Annotated in this window: 21 protein-coding genes; 10 read left to right on the top strand and 11 right to left on the bottom strand. The window is 60.8% G+C overall.

Features of this window, described 5'->3' with window-relative positions:
- Window positions 1-34: 34 nt before the first annotated feature.
- Window positions 35-1,132: a sn-glycerol-3-phosphate ABC transporter ATP-binding protein UgpC gene (gene ugpC, locus FEZ60_RS28255; RefSeq protein WP_116104792.1), complete on the top strand. Its 1,098-nt coding sequence runs from the start codon at window positions 35-37 to the stop codon at window positions 1,130-1,132.
- A gap of 56 nt (window positions 1,133-1,188) precedes the next feature.
- On the opposite strand, the gene FEZ60_RS28260 is transcribed toward ugpC, so the two are convergent.
- Together FEZ60_RS28260 and FEZ60_RS28265 are read right to left on the bottom strand one after the other, a co-directional pair.
- Complete coding sequence (locus tag FEZ60_RS28260) at window positions 1,189-1,878, bottom strand: HAD family phosphatase (protein ID WP_116104782.1); 690 nt, start codon at window positions 1,876-1,878, stop codon at window positions 1,189-1,191.
- Window positions 1,878-2,696: a DeoR/GlpR family DNA-binding transcription regulator gene (locus FEZ60_RS28265; protein WP_045064910.1), complete on the bottom strand. Its 819-nt coding sequence runs from the start codon at window positions 2,694-2,696 to the stop codon at window positions 1,878-1,880. The genes FEZ60_RS28260 and FEZ60_RS28265 overlap by 1 nt, the downstream gene beginning before the upstream one ends.
- A 343-nt stretch (window positions 2,697-3,039) precedes the next feature.
- Here FEZ60_RS28265 and FEZ60_RS28270 point away from each other — a divergent pair, with 343 nt between their 5' ends.
- The 4 genes from FEZ60_RS28270 to FEZ60_RS28285 are packed head-to-tail and all read left to right on the top strand — an operon-like array spanning window position 3,040 to window position 7,008.
- Window positions 3,040-3,996: a sugar ABC transporter permease gene (locus tag FEZ60_RS28270; protein WP_051730728.1), complete on the top strand. Its 957-nt coding sequence runs from the start codon at window positions 3,040-3,042 to the stop codon at window positions 3,994-3,996.
- Window positions 3,996-4,850: a carbohydrate ABC transporter permease gene (locus tag FEZ60_RS28275; RefSeq protein ID WP_033236635.1), complete on the top strand. Its 855-nt coding sequence runs from the start codon at window positions 3,996-3,998 to the stop codon at window positions 4,848-4,850. Before FEZ60_RS28270 ends, FEZ60_RS28275 begins: the two co-directional genes overlap by 1 nt.
- Before the next feature lie 53 nt (window positions 4,851-4,903).
- Window positions 4,904-6,277: an ABC transporter substrate-binding protein gene (locus FEZ60_RS28280; protein WP_172937658.1), complete on the top strand. Its 1,374-nt coding sequence runs from the start codon at window positions 4,904-4,906 to the stop codon at window positions 6,275-6,277.
- A gap of 2 nt (window positions 6,278-6,279) precedes the next feature.
- Window positions 6,280-7,008 (top strand): glycerophosphodiester phosphodiesterase, encoded by a 729-nt coding sequence (locus tag FEZ60_RS28285; RefSeq protein WP_172937659.1) that lies wholly within the window; start codon window positions 6,280-6,282, stop codon window positions 7,006-7,008.
- Window positions 7,009-7,013: 5 nt separating this feature from the next.
- Here FEZ60_RS28285 and FEZ60_RS28290 read toward each other — a convergent pair whose 3' ends face one another.
- Complete coding sequence (locus FEZ60_RS28290; RefSeq protein WP_033236632.1) at window positions 7,014-7,775, bottom strand: SDR family oxidoreductase; 762 nt, start codon at window positions 7,773-7,775, stop codon at window positions 7,014-7,016.
- Window positions 7,776-7,959: 184 nt separating this feature from the next.
- Here FEZ60_RS28290 and FEZ60_RS28295 point away from each other — a divergent pair, with 184 nt between their 5' ends.
- Complete coding sequence (locus FEZ60_RS28295) at window positions 7,960-8,757, top strand: SDR family oxidoreductase (RefSeq protein ID WP_033236686.1); 798 nt, start codon at window positions 7,960-7,962, stop codon at window positions 8,755-8,757.
- A gap of 114 nt (window positions 8,758-8,871) precedes the next feature.
- On the opposite strand, the gene FEZ60_RS28300 is transcribed toward FEZ60_RS28295, so the two are convergent.
- The 6 genes from FEZ60_RS28300 to FEZ60_RS28325 are packed head-to-tail and all read right to left on the bottom strand — an operon-like array spanning window position 8,872 to window position 14,536.
- Window positions 8,872-9,693 carry a MaoC/PaaZ C-terminal domain-containing protein gene (locus FEZ60_RS28300; protein WP_033236631.1) on the bottom strand — a complete coding sequence of 274 codons (822 nt, stop codon included), beginning with the start codon at window positions 9,691-9,693 and terminating at the stop codon, window positions 8,872-8,874.
- Between the two features lie 14 nt (window positions 9,694-9,707).
- On the bottom strand, window positions 9,708-10,886 hold the full coding sequence (locus FEZ60_RS28305) for a lipid-transfer protein (RefSeq protein WP_033236630.1): 1,179 nt from the start codon (window positions 10,884-10,886) through the stop codon (window positions 9,708-9,710).
- On the bottom strand, window positions 10,886-11,314 hold the full coding sequence (locus FEZ60_RS28310) for a MaoC family dehydratase (protein WP_033236629.1): 429 nt from the start codon (window positions 11,312-11,314) through the stop codon (window positions 10,886-10,888). Before FEZ60_RS28310 ends, FEZ60_RS28305 begins: the two co-directional genes overlap by 1 nt.
- The gene (locus FEZ60_RS28315; RefSeq protein WP_033236628.1) at window positions 11,311-12,426 is read right to left on the bottom strand and encodes an acyl-CoA dehydrogenase family protein; all 1,116 of its coding nucleotides are present in this window, start codon (window positions 12,424-12,426) and stop codon (window positions 11,311-11,313) included. The genes FEZ60_RS28310 and FEZ60_RS28315 overlap by 4 nt, the downstream gene beginning before the upstream one ends.
- Entirely contained in the window at window positions 12,426-13,373 is a 948-nt protein-coding gene (locus FEZ60_RS28320) for a MaoC family dehydratase N-terminal domain-containing protein (RefSeq protein ID WP_033236627.1), read from the bottom strand. The genes FEZ60_RS28315 and FEZ60_RS28320 overlap by 1 nt, the downstream gene beginning before the upstream one ends.
- A complete protein-coding gene (locus FEZ60_RS28325; RefSeq protein WP_033236626.1) occupies window positions 13,370-14,536 on the bottom strand; it encodes an acyl-CoA dehydrogenase family protein in 1,167 nt (388 codons plus the stop codon). The genes FEZ60_RS28320 and FEZ60_RS28325 overlap by 4 nt, the downstream gene beginning before the upstream one ends.
- 134 nt (window positions 14,537-14,670) lie before the next feature.
- Between FEZ60_RS28325 and FEZ60_RS28330 the strand changes: the two genes are divergently transcribed.
- Window positions 14,671-15,123 carry a nuclear transport factor 2 family protein gene (locus tag FEZ60_RS28330; RefSeq protein ID WP_033236625.1) on the top strand — a complete coding sequence of 151 codons (453 nt, stop codon included), beginning with the start codon at window positions 14,671-14,673 and terminating at the stop codon, window positions 15,121-15,123.
- Between the two features lie 9 nt (window positions 15,124-15,132).
- On the opposite strand, the gene FEZ60_RS28335 is transcribed toward FEZ60_RS28330, so the two are convergent.
- Window positions 15,133-16,353, bottom strand: coding sequence for a fatty acid desaturase (locus FEZ60_RS28335; RefSeq protein WP_033236624.1), 1,221 nt, complete (start codon window positions 16,351-16,353; stop codon window positions 15,133-15,135).
- A 111-nt stretch (window positions 16,354-16,464) separates the two neighbouring features.
- Here FEZ60_RS28335 and FEZ60_RS28340 point away from each other — a divergent pair, with 111 nt between their 5' ends.
- From FEZ60_RS28340 to FEZ60_RS28350, 3 genes are all read left to right on the top strand, one after another.
- Window positions 16,465-17,676, top strand: a complete 1,212-nt coding sequence (locus FEZ60_RS28340) for an enhanced intracellular survival protein Eis (RefSeq protein WP_072782759.1) — start codon at window positions 16,465-16,467, stop codon at window positions 17,674-17,676.
- A gap of 66 nt (window positions 17,677-17,742) precedes the next feature.
- Entirely contained in the window at window positions 17,743-18,282 is a 540-nt protein-coding gene (locus FEZ60_RS28345; protein WP_045064928.1) for a GtrA family protein, read from the top strand.
- Between the two features lie 279 nt (window positions 18,283-18,561).
- Window positions 18,562-19,764 (top strand): ricin-type beta-trefoil lectin domain protein, encoded by a 1,203-nt coding sequence (locus tag FEZ60_RS28350; RefSeq protein ID WP_230590376.1) that lies wholly within the window; start codon window positions 18,562-18,564, stop codon window positions 19,762-19,764.
- Between the two features lie 65 nt (window positions 19,765-19,829).
- On the opposite strand, the gene FEZ60_RS32990 is transcribed toward FEZ60_RS28350, so the two are convergent.
- Complete coding sequence (locus tag FEZ60_RS32990) at window positions 19,830-19,955, bottom strand: hypothetical protein (protein WP_255285241.1); 126 nt, start codon at window positions 19,953-19,955, stop codon at window positions 19,830-19,832.
- Window positions 19,956-20,319 lie beyond the last annotated feature (364 nt).

A 20,319-nucleotide genomic window follows, 5' to 3' on the forward strand; every position in this document is an offset into this window, starting at 1 on the left:
GTCGGGCACGTTCCTGCCCGTGAAGGGAATCACCATGGCCAGCGTTACTTTCGACCGCGCAACTCGTTCATATGGGGGAACCGATCGACCCGCACTCGACCAACTCGAGTTGGATATCACAGACGGAGAGTTCCTTGTACTCGTCGGGCCGTCGGGCTGCGGGAAATCGACGTCTCTGCGGATGCTCGCCGGACTCGAACCTGTTGATTCGGGCCGCATCCTGATCGGTGATCGTGATGTCACCGACGTCGAACCTCAGCATCGCGATATCGCGATGGTTTTCCAGAATTACGCGCTCTATCCACACATGAGCGTGGGAGCAAACATGGGCTTTGCTCTCAAGATCGCCGGGGTGCCGAAGCAGGAACGGGAAGCACGGGTCCTCGAAGCCGCACGAGTACTCGATCTCGAGCAGTACCTCGATCGCAAACCGAAGGCACTTTCCGGTGGGCAGCGGCAACGAGTTGCCATGGGTAGGGCCATTGTTCGCAATCCCCAGGTATTCCTTATGGACGAGCCGCTGTCCAATCTCGACGCCAAACTGCGAGTGCAGACTCGAACGCAGATTGCCTCCCTGACCCGCCGACTCGGTGTCACCACCGTGTACGTCACCCACGACCAGGTCGAAGCGATGACCATGGGTGATCGTGTTGCGGTGCTCAAAGACGGTGTGTTGCAGCAGGTAGATACGCCTCGCCGCCTGTACACGAGTCCCGCCAACATCTTTGTCGCCGGATTCATCGGCTCACCCGCCATGAGCTTCATCGATCTCGACCTCGACGACGGCGAGATGTCACTCGGCGGGACGGCGTACCGCGTTCCACGTTCCGTCGCCGATGCCTCACTGACTCCCCACGTCACAGTGGGTATCCGGCCGGAGTCGTTTGTGCGGGTGGACAAAGGAATTACCGTCGTTGTCGACGTTGTCGAAGAACTGGGCGCCGACGCATTTGTCTATGGCCACACCATGATCAACGGCAAGCGCCACGAGTTGGTGATTCGCGAGGAAGGAAATAGTGCGCCGCCGATCGGCTCACGATTCGACGTTCTTCCCGTAGCCGAAAGCATGCACCTCTTCGACCCGACCACCGGCACCCGCCTGTCCACCGATGACACCGCTGTGCACGTGTAAGCACTGAATCACGAAGGTCCCGCCGCAGTTTCGTTCGCGGTGGGACCTTCACGTCTTCAGATCGACTGCAATTCGAGCGACGCTGCTCGCCCAGCCACCAACTCCTCGAGGTCCGTGACCGACTTTCCGGCCAACGTCGCCCACAGGACAACGCCTGGATCTTCCTTCAGACTCACCATGTTCGGCACGCCCACTGCGACGGCGCCCGCGGCAATCGCCGACGCCAATCCCGGAATCGAGTCCTCGATCGCCACAACCTGATCCATGGAGATCGGGCCGGTCAGCGCCGAGAGATCCGTTCTGGCCCGCAAGTACGGCTCCGGGTGCGGCTTACCGTGCTCGACCATGTCTCCGGTAACCATCAACTGAAATGTTCCCGGTGGGAGCGCGCTCGCAACAGCCTCCGCCAACGGCGCCTCGCTCATCGTCACCAACACACTGGGTATTCCGGCGTCGCGAACCTGCGCCAACAACTCACGGGCACCCGGACGCCACTCGATGGACTGCCGAACACCCGCCACGACGGCGGCCACCAGTTCATCGACTATCTCGCGGATCGTGAGATCCGCCCCCGCCGCGCGAAGGATCGCAGCAGAGTCCGGCAAGGCCTTCCCCACCAGTGCTGTTGCCTGTTCGTCAGACCACTCCACCCCGTACCGCGACATCAAGGCACGCTCCGCCGCAAACCAACTCGGCTCGGTGTCCACCAGTGTGCCGTCCATGTCCCAGAAGACCGCTTGCAGCATCAGGACTTTCCTTCCTCTTGTAGCTCAACACGATCGGATCCAACGACGCGCACCACAACACCCTGTGCACGGATATCCTCGATAATCCCCAGTGGTGCACCGTCATCGGTGATCAACTCGTCGATCACGTCCCAACCACACACTCGATGTAGCGAGGTGTGCGCCAATTTGGAACTGTCCATCAGGAGAACCCGCCGACCGGCACACCGAATCATCTCCGATTTGAGCCGAACGACTTTCTCTTCCTGGTGATACATGCCGTCGCGATCAGCACTCGACGTCGAGAAGTACAGAGCGTCGACCCGCAGTTCGCGCACGGCCTTGGCTGCACCCTCGCCGACAAACGATTCATGACCGGAGTCGAAGTCGCCGCCGATAGCGGTCACCGAAATGCCGGTCACTTCGGACAGTTCACGAAGTGAGGGCAGATAGTTCGTCACAACCCGAAGTTCTTCGATCTCGATCAAGTGGCGGATCATGTGGGAGGCGGTGGTGGAATCGTCGAGCATTATCACCTGCCCCGGAGCAACCTCGGTGGCAGCAGCAGCGCCGATCGCCAACTTTTGTTCGGTGGCGATGCGACGCCTCAGCGGTGCTGCAATCTCATAACTGCTGGTTCGTTCGATGCTGACTCCGCCCCTGAACTTTCGGACTATTCCGCGGCGTTGAAGTTCGTCGAGATCACGGTGGACCGTCATCAACGACATGTCGAAGTGAGCGGCCAGCGATTGTGCGGACGCCGATTCATCTGCCATCAAGCATTCGAGAATGCCGTCCAGCCGTTCTTGCCTGGTGTGGGTGATCAATCGTCGACTCATCCAAGACCTTGCTGTTGCTGGTGTGATTACGAGTCATTTATATCACTCTTCCTGATATGAATGCTCGATGAACGAGTCGAGAAGCTTAGGCATGACAAACTGAAACTTCAGCTCGGTCACCGCCAGAACCGCAGACGCATAATTGACTAAATCTGCTGTGTAACAGCATATTTAACACGACTCGTAGACATTTCACACTCGCGAGATCTGCCCGTTTTGACCATTTGACGACCATCCGCACGGGTGAAACGATCACTGCGATCAACGAAGACGTAACACCGTCGATGTGATCTTCACCGTCTCGCATCAAGAAAGCGACACCCCCGGAAGAAATGGTCTCGACATGTCGTTGACAACTCAACGCCCGGCACCGCCGACGGTCTCCGCCCCTGTGAGTCGCGGATCAACCCGGGGTCGCCCTACCCGAAGGCGTGAGCGCAAGGGCTACAAGCTCTTTGTGCTCTTCACCTTCCCAAACCTGCTGCTGATAGCGGTCTTCGCATATTGGCCCGTTATCGGCAACATCTACCTCAGCCTCACTGAATGGGACATGATCGCGCCGACGCCGCTGTTCGTCGGCGTCGACAACTACACGAAGTTGCTGCACGATCCTGCGTTTCTCCGGGTGTTACGCCTGACCTTGGTATGGGTTGTTGCGATTGTCGGCATCAGCCTGAGCGTGGGACTGGCCCTGGCGTGCCTGTTCAATCGCCAATCACGAGGACGCGCAGCCGTTTCCGCTTTGGCATTTTCGCCGCACATCCTCTCGGGCGCGGCGGTGGCCGCGATTTGGTTGTTCATCTTCGATCCGAACTACGGACTGTCCCGAGCGCTGTTCGGGTTGTTCGGAGCAGATTCACCACACTGGACAACCTCGAGTTCATGGGCGATGCCCGCGCTGATCATCGTCTCGATCTGGAAAGGTGTCGGCTTTGTAGCCATCGTCTATCTAGCTGCGCTTCAGTCGATGCCGGCCGACGTCCTCGAGGCGGCACGTCTCGACGGGGCAGGGGCATGGCAGACATTCCGCCACATCACCATGCCGCTACTCTCACCGACAACGTTCTTCCTCCTGATCACCCAGGTCATCAGCGCCTTTCAGTCCTTCGACGTCATCGCGATGATGACCAGCGGCGGACCCGCAGGCGCCACAACCACTCTCAGCTGGTTCATCTACCAAGAAGGATTCAAGGCCTTCAGTGCCGGCACTGCCGCCGCCGGATCCATGGTGATGTTTGTCGTCCTGATGGGCGTCACAGTGTTCCAAATGCGATTCGTCGAGAAGAAAGTGCACTACTGATGTCCGCACCCAGCAGAACGACAACCCCGAACAAGACGCGCATTCGATTTCGCTTGTCCTGGATCGGACTGGTTGTTGTCGGCCTCGTCTTTGCCATCCCGTTCTACTGGATGATCTCGTCGGCGTTCAAGCCGGAGAGCGAGATCTACCAGTGGCCACTGCAATTCGTCCCCAGCCGTCTGGCGTGGGAGAACTTCAGCCACGCGTGGAATGCCGTTCCGTTCGGCGACTTCTTCGTCAACTCACTGATCGTCACGATCGTCGGTGCCACTGCGAAGGTCACCTTGGCAGTGTTCAGCGCCTATGCCTTTGCCTTCCTTCCCTTTCCCGGCAAGAAGTGGATCTTCCTCGCGGTCCTGGGAGCGTTGATGGTGCCGGGGCACGTGACACTGTTGCTCAACTACATCACCATCGGCAATCTCGGAATGATCAACACCTACGCGGGAATCATTCTCCCCGGACTCGCGAGCGCATTCGGAACATTCCTTCTACGCCAGCACTTTCTGAGTCTCCCGAAGGAAGTCATGGAGGCTGCAGAGCTCGACGGCGCCGGACACATCCGCAAGCTGTTCTACTTTGCATTACCGATGTCAGTTCCGGCGGTTGTCACCGTTGCGCTGATCGCTGTCATCGACGAGTGGAACGACTTCATCTGGCCTCTTCTCGTCACCAATTCCGTTCAGATGCGCACTCTTCCCATCGGTTTGATGGCACTCAAAGAGAGTGAGGGTGTTGACAACTGGGGCGCGATCATGGCCGGAACCACCATGGTTGTCCTCCCCATGCTGTTGCTCTTTCTCTTTGCCCAGCGGTTCATCGTTGCCGGGCTTGCCGGAGCGTCCGTTCGACGCTGATCAGTTTTCCGACCTTCCCCTGCCAGTTCAGCATCCTCCAGGAGATACCCATCATGTCGTTATTTGCCCGATCAGGCTCCGCGCAGAAGCCTGTGAACATCTCTCGCCGCAGCTTTCTCACTGCTGCCGGTATGACCGCGATCGCACTCCCCGTACTCGCGGCGTGCGGAAACGCCGGCGGCACGGCTTCGTTCTCAGCACCGGACGTCAAGGCCCCCAGCGAATTTGCCGGGAGGACAAACGTCGTCATCTGGAGCCCGTGGTCGGGCAACAACCACGAAGTCTTCACCGGAGTGGTCGACGGATTCAACCGCTCGCAATCCGATATCTACGCAGAAGTTCAGCAGTTCAACGGGTACGACGGCGTCACCGAGAAGATCGCCGCCGGACTCCAGGCCAGGCAGATCCCCGACATCGGCGTCTTCTCCGACGTGTCGTGGAACAAGTTCTTCCTCAACGACACACTCGAACCGCTCGGCGGATACTTCGACAACAACTTCGGTCCGAGCACGTTCAACGAGCGCCTGTTCACCGAGGGCGTTGTCCGCGGCGAGTCCTATTGGATCCCGTTCGGCCGATCGACACCACTGTTCTACTACAACAAAGAGATCTTCTCGTCCGCAGGTTTGCCGGATCGCGCCCCCACCACCTGGGATGAATTCCGTTCGTGGGGAAGACAAATCACCGGCCAGAACTACAATGGCAATTCTCTGAAGATGCGCGCATACACCGGTGCCGACGACTGGTACATGCAGGGACTGCTCTGGAACTTCGGCGGATCGATCTCCGACGGACTCGACGTCACCGTGGACTCCGCAGCTGCAATTGCCGCCGCAGAGTTCGACCGAGCCGTGATCAACGACGACAAGATCGCGTACCTCGCACAGGAAATCAACAACGATTTCATCAACGGCCAGGTCGCAACCATCACCAACTCCACCGGATCGCTGACCGGACTGATCAAGGGCGCCCAGTTCGAAGTCGGTGCCGGCTTCCTGCCCCAACAGACCACACACGGCGTGCCGACCGGTGGTGCCGGACTCGGAATCATGAAGAATGCCAGCCCGGAACGCAAGGAAGCTGCCGCGCAGGTACTCGCGTATCTATCCGGTGAGGAAGCGTCGTCGACCTGGACCGTCGGAACGGGATACCTGCCGTCGACAATCTCCGCGGCAAACTCCACCAAGGTGCGTCAGGTCATGTCCGACAATCCGAACTACAAACTGGCCGTCGACCAACTCGAGCTCGCCCGCCAGCCTGACGCGGTTCGACGGTACGTCCAGAGCACCATCACGGAAATGCGCACCGCAATTCAGAAGCTGTACACCGAAAATGCCGACGCCGGCGCAACTTTGAAGGCAACGGCAACCAAGCTGCGCGCAGACACGGAATCCGTGCGCAAACTCTACGAAAGCAAAGTGGCCTGACCATGCGATCCGAATCATTCACCTTGGTAGGCCATCGCGGCGCCATGGCTCACGCACCCGAGAACAGCATTGCGTCATTTCGTCTCGCCGAGGAGATGGGCGTCGACGAGATCGAACTCGACGTGCGCTTGACCGCCGACGGCGTTGCGATCGTGCTCCACGACGCGACGCTCGATCGCACCGCCGCCGACGATTCCGGGCGTGGGCTCGGTCCCGTCGCGGAACTCTCGTTCGACCAGCTCAAAGACATCGAATTGGACTCCGGACGCGGCGTCCTGACCTTCGACGAAGCGCTCGACAACACCACGGTGACCTTGCAGGTGGAGATCAAGGCCATCGAGGTGGTGCCGGAACTCGGACGGATCGTGGCGGCGCGGCCGGAAGACGCTCAGCGCATTCAGTTCACGAGCTTCTCAGCCGAGGCTCTGCTCGCAGTTGCCGAGGCAGCACCGTTCATCCCGCGAGGATTGATCGTGTCGGCGTATCCAAGCGCCGACGCTCACCCGGCGGGTATCGAATCCGTTCTTGCGGCCACCGGTTCCGGCGCGTTCTACTGCGGCTGGGACGGCCTGACAGCCGACCTGGTCCGCGACCTCCATGAAGCCGGACTGCAGGTTCACGCGTGGCCCCTGCGCACTCCGGCAGATGCAGTACGAGCCCTCCAACTCGGAGTGGACGGCACGACCACGGATTTCCCGGCGGACGCCAGGGAGTGGCTCGACCGCACCTGACGGAATTACCCCCAGCGCGACTGTCCACCGTCGAGGGGGATGGTTGCGCCGGTCAGGTAACCGGCATCTTCGCCGACCAGGAAGACGACGGCACGCCCGATATCAGTTTCGGGATCACCCACGCGACCCAGCGGGATTCCCGCGACAAAGGCTGCCGCTTCTTCCGGGTTCTTGTCCATCCACCACTGCAGCGCCGGGGTCTGCGCGTGTGGCGCAACGTTGAGGACACGGATATTGTCCTTGCCCCACTCGCAGGCCGCAGCGCGGGTGAGTGCGCGCATGCCCTCCTTGATGGAGCCGTAGGCACCGTAGTTGCTGGCATCCCAGCGCACGGCCGCGGAGGTGACCATGTTGATGATGACGCCGCCGCCGCGGCTGTTCATGTGGGGATACGACGCCTGCATCATGCGCAGGGTGGCGAGCGGTCCCGTCGCGAAAGAGCGTTCGAAGTCTTCGTCGAGCACGCTGAGCAGCGGGCCGGGCTTGCAGTCGTTGGCATTGTTGATCAGGATGTCGATTCCGCCGAACAGTTCGACGGTACGGTCCACGGCGGCGGTGATGTCGTCCTTCTTGCTGACGTCACACACGACTACCTCGCCGCGGGCACCGATGTCGGCGAGCAGCCCGCACGTGGTGTGGAGCTTGGACTCGGTGCGACCGGCTACCGCGATCTCGGCGCCTTCTTTCGCCAATGCCAAGGCAATGCCTTGCCCGATTCCCTGACCTGCACCGGTGATGAGTGCAACTTTGCCGTCAAGCGTGCCCATGTGATTGCTCCAATGTCCTGTTGCCTGCGGGGACTGGTCGATTCTGGTGACTGCCGGTGTTGGTCGTCTACACTCAACGAACTAAGCAACCAAGCATTTGCTTGACCCTATGACGACCGGCACTGTCGCGTCAATCACACTGGGCGGCAAATCGGCTCGGCCCCAACATCAGGAAGGCTCCACCGTGACACTCCCCAACCCCGTCGATTTCAGCGGACGCTCGGTGATCGTCACCGGCGGCACCAAGGGCATCGGCTTTGTCATCGCCGAAACCTTCCTGGCTGCCGGGGCAAACGTACTGGTCTGTGGCCGAAACGAGCCCGAAAAGCTCCCGTCGGCTGACGGACGCACTGCAGCATTCAAAGCCACGGACGTCCGCGATCCTGCAGACGCCGCAGCGCTCGTCCAGGATGCCGTCGATCGCTTCGGCCGACTGGACGTTCTGATCAACAATGCCGGCGGCTCCCCCGACGCCGACGCAGCCACCGTCTCCCCGCGCTTCGTGGAGAAGATCGTGGCGCTGAATCTGCTGGCCCCCTTCAACGTTGCTCAGGCTGCAAACGCCGTCATGCAGACACAGGACAACGGCGGCGCCATCATCAACATCGGCAGTGTCTCGGGCATCGACCCGCAGCCCGGCACCGCGGCATACAGCGCCGCCAAGGCCGGACTGCTGGTCCTGACAAAGGCTTTGGCGCTCGAATGGGCCCCCAAGGTCCGCATCAACCACATCACGACCGGCTTGATCCGCACGGAAGCAGCCGCAGAGGTCTACGGCGCCGACGGCGGCGCGGCCGTCACCGAGATCATCCCGATGGAGCGCATGGCCGTACCGTCGGACATCGCGAATTCCTGCCTGTTCCTGGCAAGTTCGCTCTCGTCGTACGTGACGGGAACCGACATCGCCGTCCACGGCGGCGGCGAATACCCGGCCCGTTACCTTGCTACCCACCCCGAGCTGTTTTCGCGAACCAGCTCGTAAGACCGAGCAACCAAGGAAGCCCTCGAGCAATTGCTCGAGGGCTTCCTCGTTTTGTGTGAACAACTGCGGGGCGCGACGGGGGGGTCAAGCGCCCCGCAGTTGAGTCTGCGGATGCTAGCGAGCGGAGAAGCTCACTCGCGCACCGGAAATCGCTACCTGACCATCCTTGTGCACCTGGAAGGCCAGGTCGTCAGGAGTACCCCACGCAACGATGGACGGCGCCTCACCCGGATGAATAGCCGCCGCAAATCGACCCTCGAGGCTCACGAGGTCTGCCGGATGCACTCCGGCGACCCGGGCAAGCTCGAGCGTGCTGGCAGCCAACGTGCACAGGCCGTGCATGATCGGGCGCGGCTGATTGATCCGTGCCGCGGCCTCTGGATCGATGTGGATGTGGTGCATGTCGCCCAGCAGGCGATACATCGCCGTCTGATTCTCCGCCGTGGTCAGCACACCGGTGAGTGAAGGCTCGCCCGTCGGCTCTGCGGGACGGGACGGCCCACGTTCTCCGCCGAATCCACCGGCGCCGGGAGCGAACAGCGACCAGGTCGCGACGAAGTACTCGCACTCGACCTTCACTTCGAAGACGGCTGCAGCACCCTTGTCCCACACCTCGCCGACCGAAGCCTTCAGCGTCACCTCACCGCTACGCGGCAGCGGAGCAAGCACTTTCAACTCTTGCGAGCCGTGCAGTGCCGTCGAGGTGTCGAAAGCGCCCGCCGAGCCCAGAGCGTCGGGAGCCCACTGCGCCAGTGTCAGAGCAAATGTCGGCAGCACCCGAAGCTGATCCTCGAAAACGAGGTCCAACTCGGTTGCCTTGGCGCCCACGGCAAGTGCGTACAGGATCGCGTCGCGCTCGGTGTACGACACGGTGCGGGTACCGAGATCGGCTCCGCGCCAATCGCCGGCAGTCTTCGCAGTTTCCGAAGTAGTCACGTTCAATTCCTCTCTCACACCACGCCGAGAATGAGACCACTGGTAGGTACTGCTGTTCCGGCAGTGACCAATACGTTCTCGACACCATCTGGCTGATTGGTCGACGTGCCACGAATGAGCCGCACACCTTCGGCAACACCGTTGACGCCGTGCAGGTACGCCTCGCCGACCTGACCACCGTGAGTGTTCGCCGGCAGGCGTCCACCGAGTTCCAGGTTGCCTTCGCGGATGAAGTCCTTGGCCTCGCCGGGCTTGCAGAATCCCAGTTCTTCGAGCTGTGGGAGGACCAGCGGAGTGAAGTGGTCGTACAGGATCGCCGCGTTGATGTCGTCCGGTGTCAGGCCGCTCTGGCTGTACAGCTGACGGCCGACCAGACCCATCTCCGGGATACCCGTGATGTCGGGTCGGTAGTAACTGGTCATCATGTGCTGATCCTTGCCACTGCCCTGAGCAGCGGCCTTGATGAAGGCCGGCTTGTTGGCCAGATCCTTGGCGCGCTCAGCGGAGACGACGACGAGCGCCTGGCCACCGTCGGTTTCCTGGCAGCAGTCGAGCAAGTGCAGCGGTTCGGCGATCCAGCGGGAATTCTGGTGATCCTCGAGTGTGATCGGACGCTCGTAGAACCAGGCAGCCGGGTTGTTGGCAGCGTGCTTGCGCGCCACCACTGCAACTCGTCCGAAGTCCTCACTCGTCGCACCGTACTGGTGCATGTACCGCCGTGCGAACATAGCGACCCACTGAGCGGGAGTCGACAGGCCCTGCGGGGTCATCCACGCATAAGCCGCGCGGTCCGCTGTGGTTGCCATCGGGCGATCATGCTGACCCAGGCCGTAACGCTCACCGGAGCGCTCGTTGAAAGCGCGGTAGCAGACCACGACATCGGCGACACCCGTCGCAACGGCCATGGCTGCCTGCTGCACGGGGCCGCATGCGGCGCCACCGCCGTAACCGATGCGGGAGAAGAACTTCAGCTCGCCGAGACCACAGTTGCGAGCCACAATGGCTTCGCCGTTGGTTTCCGCGGTGAAGGTCGAAAGTCCGTCAACCTCGGACGGGGCGATACCCGCGTCCGCGAGTGCCGCGACGATGGCCTCACAGGCCAACTGCAGTTCGGTGCGACCGGAGTTCTTGGAGAACTCGGTGGATCCGATGCCGACGATGGCAGCGGCTCCTGAGAGCGGGCTGATCGCCATCAGGGCTTCCCCTCTTCTTTGAAAGCAACTGTGACGGTGCCGGATGCATGGTTGCCGAGGCTGTTTGCGCCCTGCACCTTGACCACGACAACACCGTCTTCCTTGGACACGACCTCACCGGTCATCGTCATGGTGTCACCCGGGTAGTTGGGCGCGCCGAGACGAATGGCGATGCGACGCAGGGTCGATGCCGATCCAGCCCAATCCGTGACGTACCGGCCGACGAGACCGTTGCTCGTGAGGATGTTCATGAAGACATCCTTCGAGCCACGCTCCTGGGCCAGGCTCGGATCGTGGTGCACGTCCTGAAAATCGCGAGTGGCGATTGCCGTGGCGACGATCAACGTGCGGGTCAGCGGGATCGCCAACTCGGGCAATGCCTCTCCGACAACGACGTCTGCGTAGCTACGACCGGCAAGAACGGTCATGCGAGCACCTCCACACCGGATGCGAGCTGCGCACCCAGACGCGCGAGATCGGAGCTGGAACCGCCGAGGGTGGCAGCAATCTGCTTGCCCCACAAGAGGTGACGGTGAACCGGGTAGTCGGTGTCGACGCCCATACCACCGTGGACATGCGTGGTGCGATGCACGACGCGCTGTCCGCCGTCGGTGGCCCACCACTTGGCGACGAGTACCGAGGTGCCGAGATCCAATCCCACGGAGATGCGCCATGCAGCCTGCCACAGTGTCACTCGCATCGCTTCGAGATCGATGTAGCAATCAGCGAGCTGGTGGTTGACCGCCTGGAAGGTCGCGAGCGGACGGCCGAACTGCATGCGGCCGTTCAGGTACGTGACGGCCTGTGCAACAGCACCGGAGCCGACGCCCCATTGAATTGCGGCCAATGCCAGCTCAACTCGGTCGATCAGCCACGGAACCGTGGTGCCGTCAGCCGCGCCGATCAGCTGCGCGGGGGCAGCGGCAAACGTGAGGTTGGCACAGATCTCGTGGTTGGTGGACTGCGTCTGCTCCACCGTGACACCGTCTGCATTCAGATCCACCAGCAACAGAGCCGTTCCCGTGGACGTGGTTGCCGAGACGAGCGCGAGGTTCGCGATGTTCGTGATCGGCACAACGGCCTTCTCACCGGTCAGCGTCCAGTTACCGTCGGCATCCTCGGCAGCCGTCGTCAGCGGGTCGCCGCCCGTGTACGGCCCGAATTCCTCGAGCCCGATCGTCAGGAATCGACTGCCGTCGGCAACACTCGGAAGGAGCTCTGCGCGAAGGGAATCGGAACCGAACTCGTTGATCGCCAACGCGGCGAGCGCCGTTTCCCAGATCGGTACGGCCGCAACGTGGCGGCCCTGTTCCTCGAGCAGGGTGTACAGCTCGGACAAGCCGAGTCCGCCGCCGCCGAACTCTTCGGGCAGGGCGATACCGAGCAAGCCGGTGGTCGCGAGTTCGCGCCACAGTTCACGGTCGACGCGCTCGGCGGAGAGTTCGATCTCCTTGGTGCGCTCGATCGTGGCCTTGCTGGTGAAGACCTCGTCGGCCAGTGAGCGAATCGCGTCCTGCTCTTCGCTGAAATTGAAGTCCATCAGTGCTCCTCGCGTGCGGCCGGCCGGAACGCGGGAAGCGTCAAATCCGGGTCGGCGTCGATCCAGTCAAGTTCCACGGGCATGTCGACCACGACATCTTCGGGCGCGATACCCACCATGTTGGCGATCAATCGGGTTCCCTCTTCGAGTTCGATGACCGCAACGATGAGCGGGTAGTCGAACGCGTCGATCTTGGGATGGTGATTGACCACGAAGCTGTACACCGTGCCACGGCCCGACGCATCGATCGTGTCCCACTCGAGTGACTGGCACTCGCCGCACATCGGTCCGGTGGGATGACGCAACGTCTTGCAGGACGTGCAGCGCTGGATCACCAGACGGTGTTCCTTGGCCGCTTCGAACCAGAAAGCGTTGTCCGCATTGAGAGCCGGACGCGGACGCAGTGCGCGCGGAGCCTCCGGAGCCTTGGCTTCCTGCGGTTTGAACCGCAGCGTCCGCCACCGCTGCGTGCCGACAACTTCGTCGTCGCCGTTGCGGTAGGTCTTGAGCGTCGTCACGAAGTGTCCGACGCCGAGTCCGGTCTTCTTTTCCGGGGAAATCGACTCGATGACCTCGGTGTAGTTCACACGATCGCCTGGGCGCAGTTCGCCGAAGAACTCCTGATCGGAATCGGTGGCGACGACGGAACTGTAGCCCGCAGCGTCGAGGGTGGCGATCAGATCGGTCCACACCTGTGACGGGTCGTTGCCCGCCATCTTGTCGGTGAACGTCCGCATGATCCAGACCTGAAGCATCTGAGCGGGAGCGACGACGCCGTCACGGCCGGTGGCGCGGGCAGCTTCGTCGTCGAGGTAGACGGGGTTGGTATCGCCCATGGTCTCGGCCCAATGCCGGATCATGGGGATGTTGACCTCGTCGGGTCCCCAGGTGGTGGGAACAAGCGTCTGGCCGACAAAAGCGTCGAGTTGCGCCGAAATGTCGCTCACTTGACCCTCTTTTCGCGAACGAGTCCCAAGCCGATGGTGCCGACCATGTCACGCAGAACCTCGTTGACGCCGCCACCGAAGGTGTTCACGACACCCTGACGCGAGATCTGCTCGATCTGACCGGCAAGCAAAGCGCCCGGAGACTCGGGACGGATGCGTCCGGCGGAGCCGAGAATTCCGAGCAGGGTGCGGTAGACGTCGACGTGAGTCTCGGTCCCGTATGTCTTGGTAGCGCCGGCGTCGGCTCCGGAGAGCGTGTCCTGTGCGACGGCTGCCGTCATCTTCCAGTTCAGCAGTCGCATGGCCTCGAGCTTGGCGTGTGTGCGAGCGAAGTCCTGCTGCACCCACGGGATGTCGATGGCGCCGTTTTCCTTGGCCCAGTCCAGGACCAGGTTCCACAGGCCGTAGGTGCGGCCACCGATGGCCGCCAAACCGATTCGCTCGTGGTTGAGCTGCGCCGTGATGAGCTGCCAGCCGCCGTTGACCTCGCCGACAACGTCCTTCGACGGGACGCGAATGCCGGAGTAGTACGTCGACGTCACCATCAAGCCGCCGACGGTGTTGATCGGTGACCACTCGAAGCCTGCGTCCTCCGTGGGGACGATCAGGATCGAGATGCCCTTGTGCTTGGGGGCGTCCGCGTCGGTGCGGCAGGCCAGCCACACGTAGTCGGCAGTGTTGGCGCCACTGGTGAAGATCTTGTTGCCGTCGACGATCCACTCGTCACCGTCGAGGACTGCACGGGTCTTGAGCGAAGCCAAGTCCGTTCCGGCCTCCGGCTCGGTGTAGCCGATGGCAAAAACGATGTCGCCGGCAAGAATGCCCGGCAGGAATCGTTCCTTCTGCTCTTCGGTGCCGTACTTCATCAATGTCGGCCCGACGGTATTGACCGTCACGAAGGGGAACGGCAATCCCGCGCGCTGAACCTCGTCGAAGAACACGAACTGCTCTTCGATGGAGCGTCCCTGGCCACCGAATTCCTTGGGCCAGCCGATACCGAGCCAGCCGTCCTTGCCCAGCAACTTCACGATTTCACGGAAGTATTCGCCGCCAACACCCTGTTCACCGGCAGCGCGGCGCTTCTCCTCCGGCAGCAGCGTCGCGAAGTACGCGCGCAGCTCCTTGCGGAGCTCCTGCTGCTCGGGCGATTCCCTCAGATCCATCGCGGTTCTCCTATGGCATTCATGGCTAGCAACTTTGATCTGGACGCTAACTAGATGCATCTTTGGGCGCTGAATGTGTCTCGTTGAGCGGGAAGGCGAAACATGAGCGCCGTCACATAAGGTGAAATGCTGCCATGGAACCTTCGGATCGGATCGCCCTCACCGACTTGGCTGCCAGGTACGCACAGGCAGTCGACCGACGAAATCCGGCTGCTCTCGCGGCTCTGTTCACCGAAAACGCCACCTTTGTCCTGCCGCCCGCATTGAACGGCACCGACGGGCCGACCGAAATTCAGGGCCGGTCGACTCTGTCCGATTCGATAGTCGGCGCCGTCGCACACCTGCACTCGACGCGGCACATCGTCGAGCAGCAAGTCCTCGATCAGGACAGCGCCACCACGGCCCACGGCGAGGCTTACTGCTCCGCGCATCACATCTATCCCCGCGGCGAGGGGTTCCGGAACAACCGAATCGAGATTCGCTACCAGGACAGTTTCGACAAGGTCGACGGCACCTGGCTGTTTTCTCGTCGCGAATTGGTTGTGGACTTCGCTGAGGACGTGCCGGTCATTCTGCTCGGCAGTTAAAGGCGAGCGTCAACTCGCCATCATGGCGATGGCCGTTCGCAACCCACGACGCTTACCCGTGTGCGGATCGACTCCGAATACTTCCTTGATGCCGCCACGAACGCGAAACTTCAACTCGGAGTGCGTTTCCGGTGCGTCGTCCTGGGAGGCGGAGAGAAACCTGTTGGGGAGCGACAACTTCCAGATGGTGCGCAATGTCAGTCCGTACTGCTTCCACAGCGGACCTGTTGTGTACGGGAGATCGTACTTGTCACATAATTCACGAAGTGGCACAGCGATTTCCGAGTATCGGTTGCTCGGCAAGTCGGGGAAGCAATGATGCTCGATCTGGTAGCAGAGGTTGCCGCTCATAAATGCCATGATCGGTCCGGCGTGAAAGTTGGCCGAGCCGAGCATCTGTCGTAGGTACCATTGCGCGCGCGATTCGTTCTCGAATTCCTCGAGAGTGAACTTCTCGGCTCCGTCGGGAAAATGCCCGCAGAAGATGACTGCGTAACTCCAGTAATTGCGAATGAGATTTGCGACGATATTTGCCGTCAGCGTGGTCTTCCACGCTGGGCCGGTCAGAGCTGGGAACAGAATGTAGTCCTTGGTCACCTGCCGTGCGATCTTCTTGCCGATTTCCTTTGCCATCTCGGATTTGTCGGACCACTTCACCTGCCCCTTGCGAAGTTTGTCTGTCTCTAGATGGTGAAGTGCGACGCCCCATTCGAACAGTGTTGCCAACGCGAAATTGGTGATCGGCTGGAATAGATAGTCCGCGTGCCACTTCTGATCTCGCGTGACGCGCATGATGCCGTAGCCCACGTCATTGTCGAGACCGACGATATTGGTGAACTTGTGATGGGTGAAGTTGTGCGAGTGCTTCCAACCCGACGATGGGCAGGTGTTGTCCCACTCCCAGTTGCTCGAATGAATCTCGGGATCGTTCATCCAGTCCCACTGACCGTGAATGATGTTGTGGCCGAGTTCCATGTTCTCGATAATCTTGCCGACCCCCAGAAGCGCTGTTCCCAGGATCCATGCGGGCTTCTTCTTGCTGGCAAACAGGACGACACGACCGGCCACCATGAGAGAGCGTTGAAACGCGATAGTTCGCTGAACGTATCGAGCGTCACGCGCACCGCGCTTCTCCTCGATGTCGAGCCGAATAGCGTCCAATTCACGCCCGAGCGCCTCGACGTCTTCCTCGGTGAGGTGCGCATATTCCTTGATATCGGTGATCGCCACTGTATTCACTCCTGTCGCGGGGCCGGTTCGTCGGACGGTACCCCCAAGAATCGCCGGTGAAACGTCGACTCGCGCGCTACGTGCGTCACCGCGCAATCTGTGCCAGCATCAATGAGCGTGAGCACCGACAACCAGATCACCATCCGAACTGCCACTGAAGCCGACTGGCCGGCGATCCAGTTGCTCGACTCGACTGGGTTCGGGTTTCATCCGTCGAGCGCCGACAAAACACTCACTCGGACGCTCTACCGCCCCGAGGACATCGTCGTCGCGACAGAAGGTGATCAAGTTGTCGGACTGGCCATCGAGTTCGACATGGAAATCACGGTTCCGGGCGGGAACCAGCTACCCACTCGCGGAATCACATGGGTGTCCGTCGCCCCGACGCACCGTCGCCGCGGAATCCTGCGCTCGATGTTCGTCCGGTTGCACCACCACATCGCGTCGACGGGTGCTCCCCTGGTAGCTCTGACGGCCAGCGACGCGCGTATCTACAACCGGTTCGGCTACGGCCCCGCAACCGTCAGCGAGAGCATCACGATCGATCGACGTTTTGCCGATTTCCGCCCGCAGGCCCCAACCGGAAGCGGCGTGCGGATCACCGACGCGCAGACCGCAGCCACGCTACTGCCCGCAATCTACGACCGCTGGCGCCTCGTCACTCCAGGCGCGCAAAGGCGTCCGCAGGCGCATTGGGATTTCACATTTGCCGACCCGTCCGACCATCGTGCCGGCGCCTCGGGACTGTTCTTTCTGACACATCCCGACGGCTACGTTTCCTACCGCCACCGAAGTGACGGCTCCGACAGCGTCGTCGACATCGCCGAGTTCGTTGCCATCAACGACGACGCCTACGCCGCGCTGTGGCGGACAATGTGCGGGCTCGATCTCGTGACCCGCATCGAAGCCGAGCAGCATCCTGAAGATCCGCTGCGACTGATGCTGACGGACTACCGTTCGGTGCGGACAACCCGTCGATCCGACCGTCTGTGGCTGCGAATCATGGATGTTCCAGCAGCGCTCGAAGCTCGTGAATATGTCGCTGACCTCGACACTGTCATCAAGATCGAGGATCCGTTCCTCGACTCCGGTGGTACGTTCGCGCTCAGCATTCGGGGTGGAAAGGCCACCTGCCGACCCACGGACGCCGACGCACAGATCACGATGCCGTCCGATATCTTGTCCAGCATCTACCTGGGTTCGCATCAGGCTCGAATCTTCGCGGCAGCAGGGCGCGTCCAGGCCTCCACCCCTCAGGAGATACGCGACTTCGACTTCGCTTTCGGCACCACGCGCCCCGCAGTCATGGGGTATGGTTTCTGACTTTCCGAACGCTCCGGCGCTTGCGATTTTTATGCCTAACGGCACCGACACGGTTAGCCTCGACCAATGGCGTTTGTAGGAAAACTGGTCAATTGGCTTCCTGAGAAGATTCTCGTACGGGTTTTGCCGCACGCGGAGATGCTCAAGTTTCTGGTGGTCGGCGGCATCGCCTTCATCGTCACCACGGTGTTGTTCTTCGGCATCAAGTGGACCGTACTGCCGCAACATCCGGTTACCGCCAACATCATCGCGGTCCTGGTCGCGACGGTCCTGTCGTACGTACTGAACCGGGAATGGTCGTTCGCTGAGCGGGGTGGACGCCAACGTCATCACGAGGCGGCACTGTTCTTCATCGTCGCCGGTATCGGCCTGGCCATCAACCAGGTGCCACTCTGGATCTCGAGCTACGTATTCGACCTCCGCCAGCCAAACGTCTCCGTATTGATGGAGAACTTCGCCGACTTCATCAGTGGCTCCATCATCGGCACGCTGCTCGCAACGGCCTTCCGTTGGTGGGCGATGCGCAAATTCGTCTTCCCTGAAGAGTCCACGAACGGCGAAATGATCCTCGATACGGAAGCCACAGACGCTCCTTCACTCGACTGACGCCGGCAGCAACCGAAGAGCATCACGCATCGGCGAATTTCGTCAATATCTGCACTATTTCAACCTTCCCGAAAGGTGCAAATAACCCCGATCCTTTTGTGTAGCATTTCGCCAACAAAGCCTGTGGAATTGTTTCCACCGGGCTAGGTTCTCGCCGCACAAAAGAATGGAATCACAATGAGAGTGACTGTGTTTTCGTATATTTCGGGGGAATCGTCAACAAAGGATCGACATTCGAAACAAACCGTTTGTTTTCTCATCGCGTCCATCGTCATGGCGATGGGCGCACTGGTAGTTTCTCCTGCCGTGTCCGAGGCTGCCGTGATCGGCGCGGTCAAGACACCCAGTGGGCGATGCCTGGAAAACAAGTGGGGCGTGACATCGGACGGCAACCCGGTTCAGATCTACGACTGCAACGGCTCGGCCGCACAGATCTGGAGCGTTGAAAGCGATGGCACCGTCCGGGTACAGACGAAATGCCTGGGTCCCCAGGGTGGTTCTCTGGCGGCAGGGACTGCCCTGGTCATATCGAATTGCACAGGCGCAGCATTCCAAAAATGGACCTCCGGTCCCGGAGGTACCGTTCGAAGCCAGGTCAACGGACTCTGCGTCGAGAATCGCGGTGGTGTCAATGCAAACGGAAATCCAGCTGTCGTACAGGTATGCGATGGCACACAGGCGCAGAGTTGGTCGTACACCGGAGCCATCGTGACGCTTCCGTCTCCGTCAGGGGTTGCGGTACCGGTCGGCAATCTCAATGGATGGCGCCAGATCTTCTACGACGACTTCACCAAAGACGCTGCGCTGGGGACGTGGGCAAATACGTGTGATCCCAACAAGATCGTCTACACCGGCGCACAAGGGCAAAGGTGGCGAACATACCCGTCTTGTTATCTCGATACATATCAACAGCGGCCGTATCGCGCCGACCAAGTTCTCAGCGTCAAGAATGGCGTCCTCAATTTCAATCTGCACAATGTCAACGGGCAACCGGCGGGGGCAAGCCCGTCACCCGTCATCAACGGCCAGAATCAAAATCAAACCTACGGCCGCTATTCTGCGAGATTCAAGGTCGACAACCCGAATCTCAACGAATATTACGTTGCCTGGTTGTTATGGCCGCAGTCCGAAGTATGGCCGCGCGATGGTGAATTCGACTTCCCCGAAGGTGGACTGTCCGGCACTGCAGGCGGTTTCCACCACTACTCCGGTGCGGGTTCTTGCGTAGGCGGGTGTCAGGACCTCGCAACGGACATCGGAGCGCGGTTCACCGACTGGCACACATACACGATCGAGTGGTCGCCCGGGCGGATCAAATATCTACTCGACAACCAGGTAGTCCTGGAAAGCACGTCCTGGGTTCCGTCCACCCCGATGCGCTGGCAGTTGCAGACCGAGACAAAAGGCACGGGAACCAGCAACGGGAACCTGATGCTCGATTGGGTCTCGGTATATGCCTACGACACGAGCGCACGGCCGTAGCCTCAAACCAGAGAAGGTCCGCATGCCAGAGGCGCGCGGACCTTCTCGGTCGATTCGATGCGGAACTAGCTCAACCCACCGAAAACCACGACGAGACTGTTCACGGTGTTCGTCAGAGATTCGAACACGCCCTTGAGGACGAGGTCTGCGCTACCGACCGGGATCATGAGAATTGTCGAAAGGGAACCCATTGTGTGCCTCCATGATTGGACCAGGCCGAAGAAACCGGCCTTTTCGAGAAAATTGATCGCGCTCGGATAGAGCGCACGTTGAAGTGCGGTGGCGACTACTGGTAGTCACCGCAGTCCGGGCGCGCTATCAGCTACCGAACGCTCCACCGAGCACACCGAGGAGGTACTTGAACGCAGCCAAAGCCTGGCTCTGGGCAAGAAGATCGGCGATCGATCCCATGTGAAACTCCTTATGTGAAGGGTTGCTGTACTTGCGCTTTCGCTGGCCAAAGACAGCAAACATCGCTCGTGCCCGAGCTGTTCACCCGGGCACCATCGGATGCTAACACCGTGATCGAGAGCTGTGGGGTGCTACGAATTTGCC

It is taken from the genome of Rhodococcus sp. MS16, assembly GCF_013277795.1.
Taxonomy (GTDB): domain Bacteria; phylum Actinomycetota; class Actinomycetes; order Mycobacteriales; family Mycobacteriaceae; genus Rhodococcus_F; species Rhodococcus_F globerula.

Coding starts and splice junctions, on each gene's coding strand:
- FEZ60_RS28290 (WP_033236632.1), bottom strand. CDS start 7,775: ATGGGCACGCTTGACGGCAAAGTTGCACTCATCACCGGTGCAGGTCAG.
- FEZ60_RS28260 (WP_116104782.1), bottom strand. CDS start 1,878: ATGCTGCAAGCGGTCTTCTGGGACATGGACGGCACACTGGTGGACACC.
- FEZ60_RS28325 (WP_033236626.1), bottom strand. CDS start 14,536: ATGGATCTGAGGGAATCGCCCGAGCAGCAGGAGCTCCGCAAGGAGCTG.
- ugpC (WP_116104792.1), top strand. CDS start 35: ATGGCCAGCGTTACTTTCGACCGCGCAACTCGTTCATATGGGGGAACC.
- FEZ60_RS28310 (WP_033236629.1), bottom strand. CDS start 11,314: ATGACCGTTCTTGCCGGTCGTAGCTACGCAGACGTCGTTGTCGGAGAG.
- FEZ60_RS28285 (WP_172937659.1), top strand. CDS start 6,280: ATGCGATCCGAATCATTCACCTTGGTAGGCCATCGCGGCGCCATGGCT.
- FEZ60_RS28270 (WP_051730728.1), top strand. CDS start 3,040: ATGTCGTTGACAACTCAACGCCCGGCACCGCCGACGGTCTCCGCCCCT.
- FEZ60_RS28280 (WP_172937658.1), top strand. CDS start 4,904: ATGTCGTTATTTGCCCGATCAGGCTCCGCGCAGAAGCCTGTGAACATC.
- FEZ60_RS28275 (WP_033236635.1), top strand. CDS start 3,996: ATGTCCGCACCCAGCAGAACGACAACCCCGAACAAGACGCGCATTCGA.
- FEZ60_RS28330 (WP_033236625.1), top strand. CDS start 14,671: ATGGAACCTTCGGATCGGATCGCCCTCACCGACTTGGCTGCCAGGTAC.
- FEZ60_RS28350 (WP_230590376.1), top strand. CDS start 18,562: ATGGGCGCACTGGTAGTTTCTCCTGCCGTGTCCGAGGCTGCCGTGATC.
- FEZ60_RS28340 (WP_072782759.1), top strand. CDS start 16,465: ATGAGCGTGAGCACCGACAACCAGATCACCATCCGAACTGCCACTGAA.
- FEZ60_RS28265 (WP_045064910.1), bottom strand. CDS start 2,696: ATGAGTCGACGATTGATCACCCACACCAGGCAAGAACGGCTGGACGGC.
- FEZ60_RS28305 (WP_033236630.1), bottom strand. CDS start 10,886: ATGGCGATCAGCCCGCTCTCAGGAGCCGCTGCCATCGTCGGCATCGGA.
- FEZ60_RS28315 (WP_033236628.1), bottom strand. CDS start 12,426: ATGGACTTCAATTTCAGCGAAGAGCAGGACGCGATTCGCTCACTGGCC.
- FEZ60_RS32990 (WP_255285241.1), bottom strand. CDS start 19,955: ATGGGTTCCCTTTCGACAATTCTCATGATCCCGGTCGGTAGCGCAGAC.
- FEZ60_RS28345 (WP_045064928.1), top strand. CDS start 17,743: ATGGCGTTTGTAGGAAAACTGGTCAATTGGCTTCCTGAGAAGATTCTC.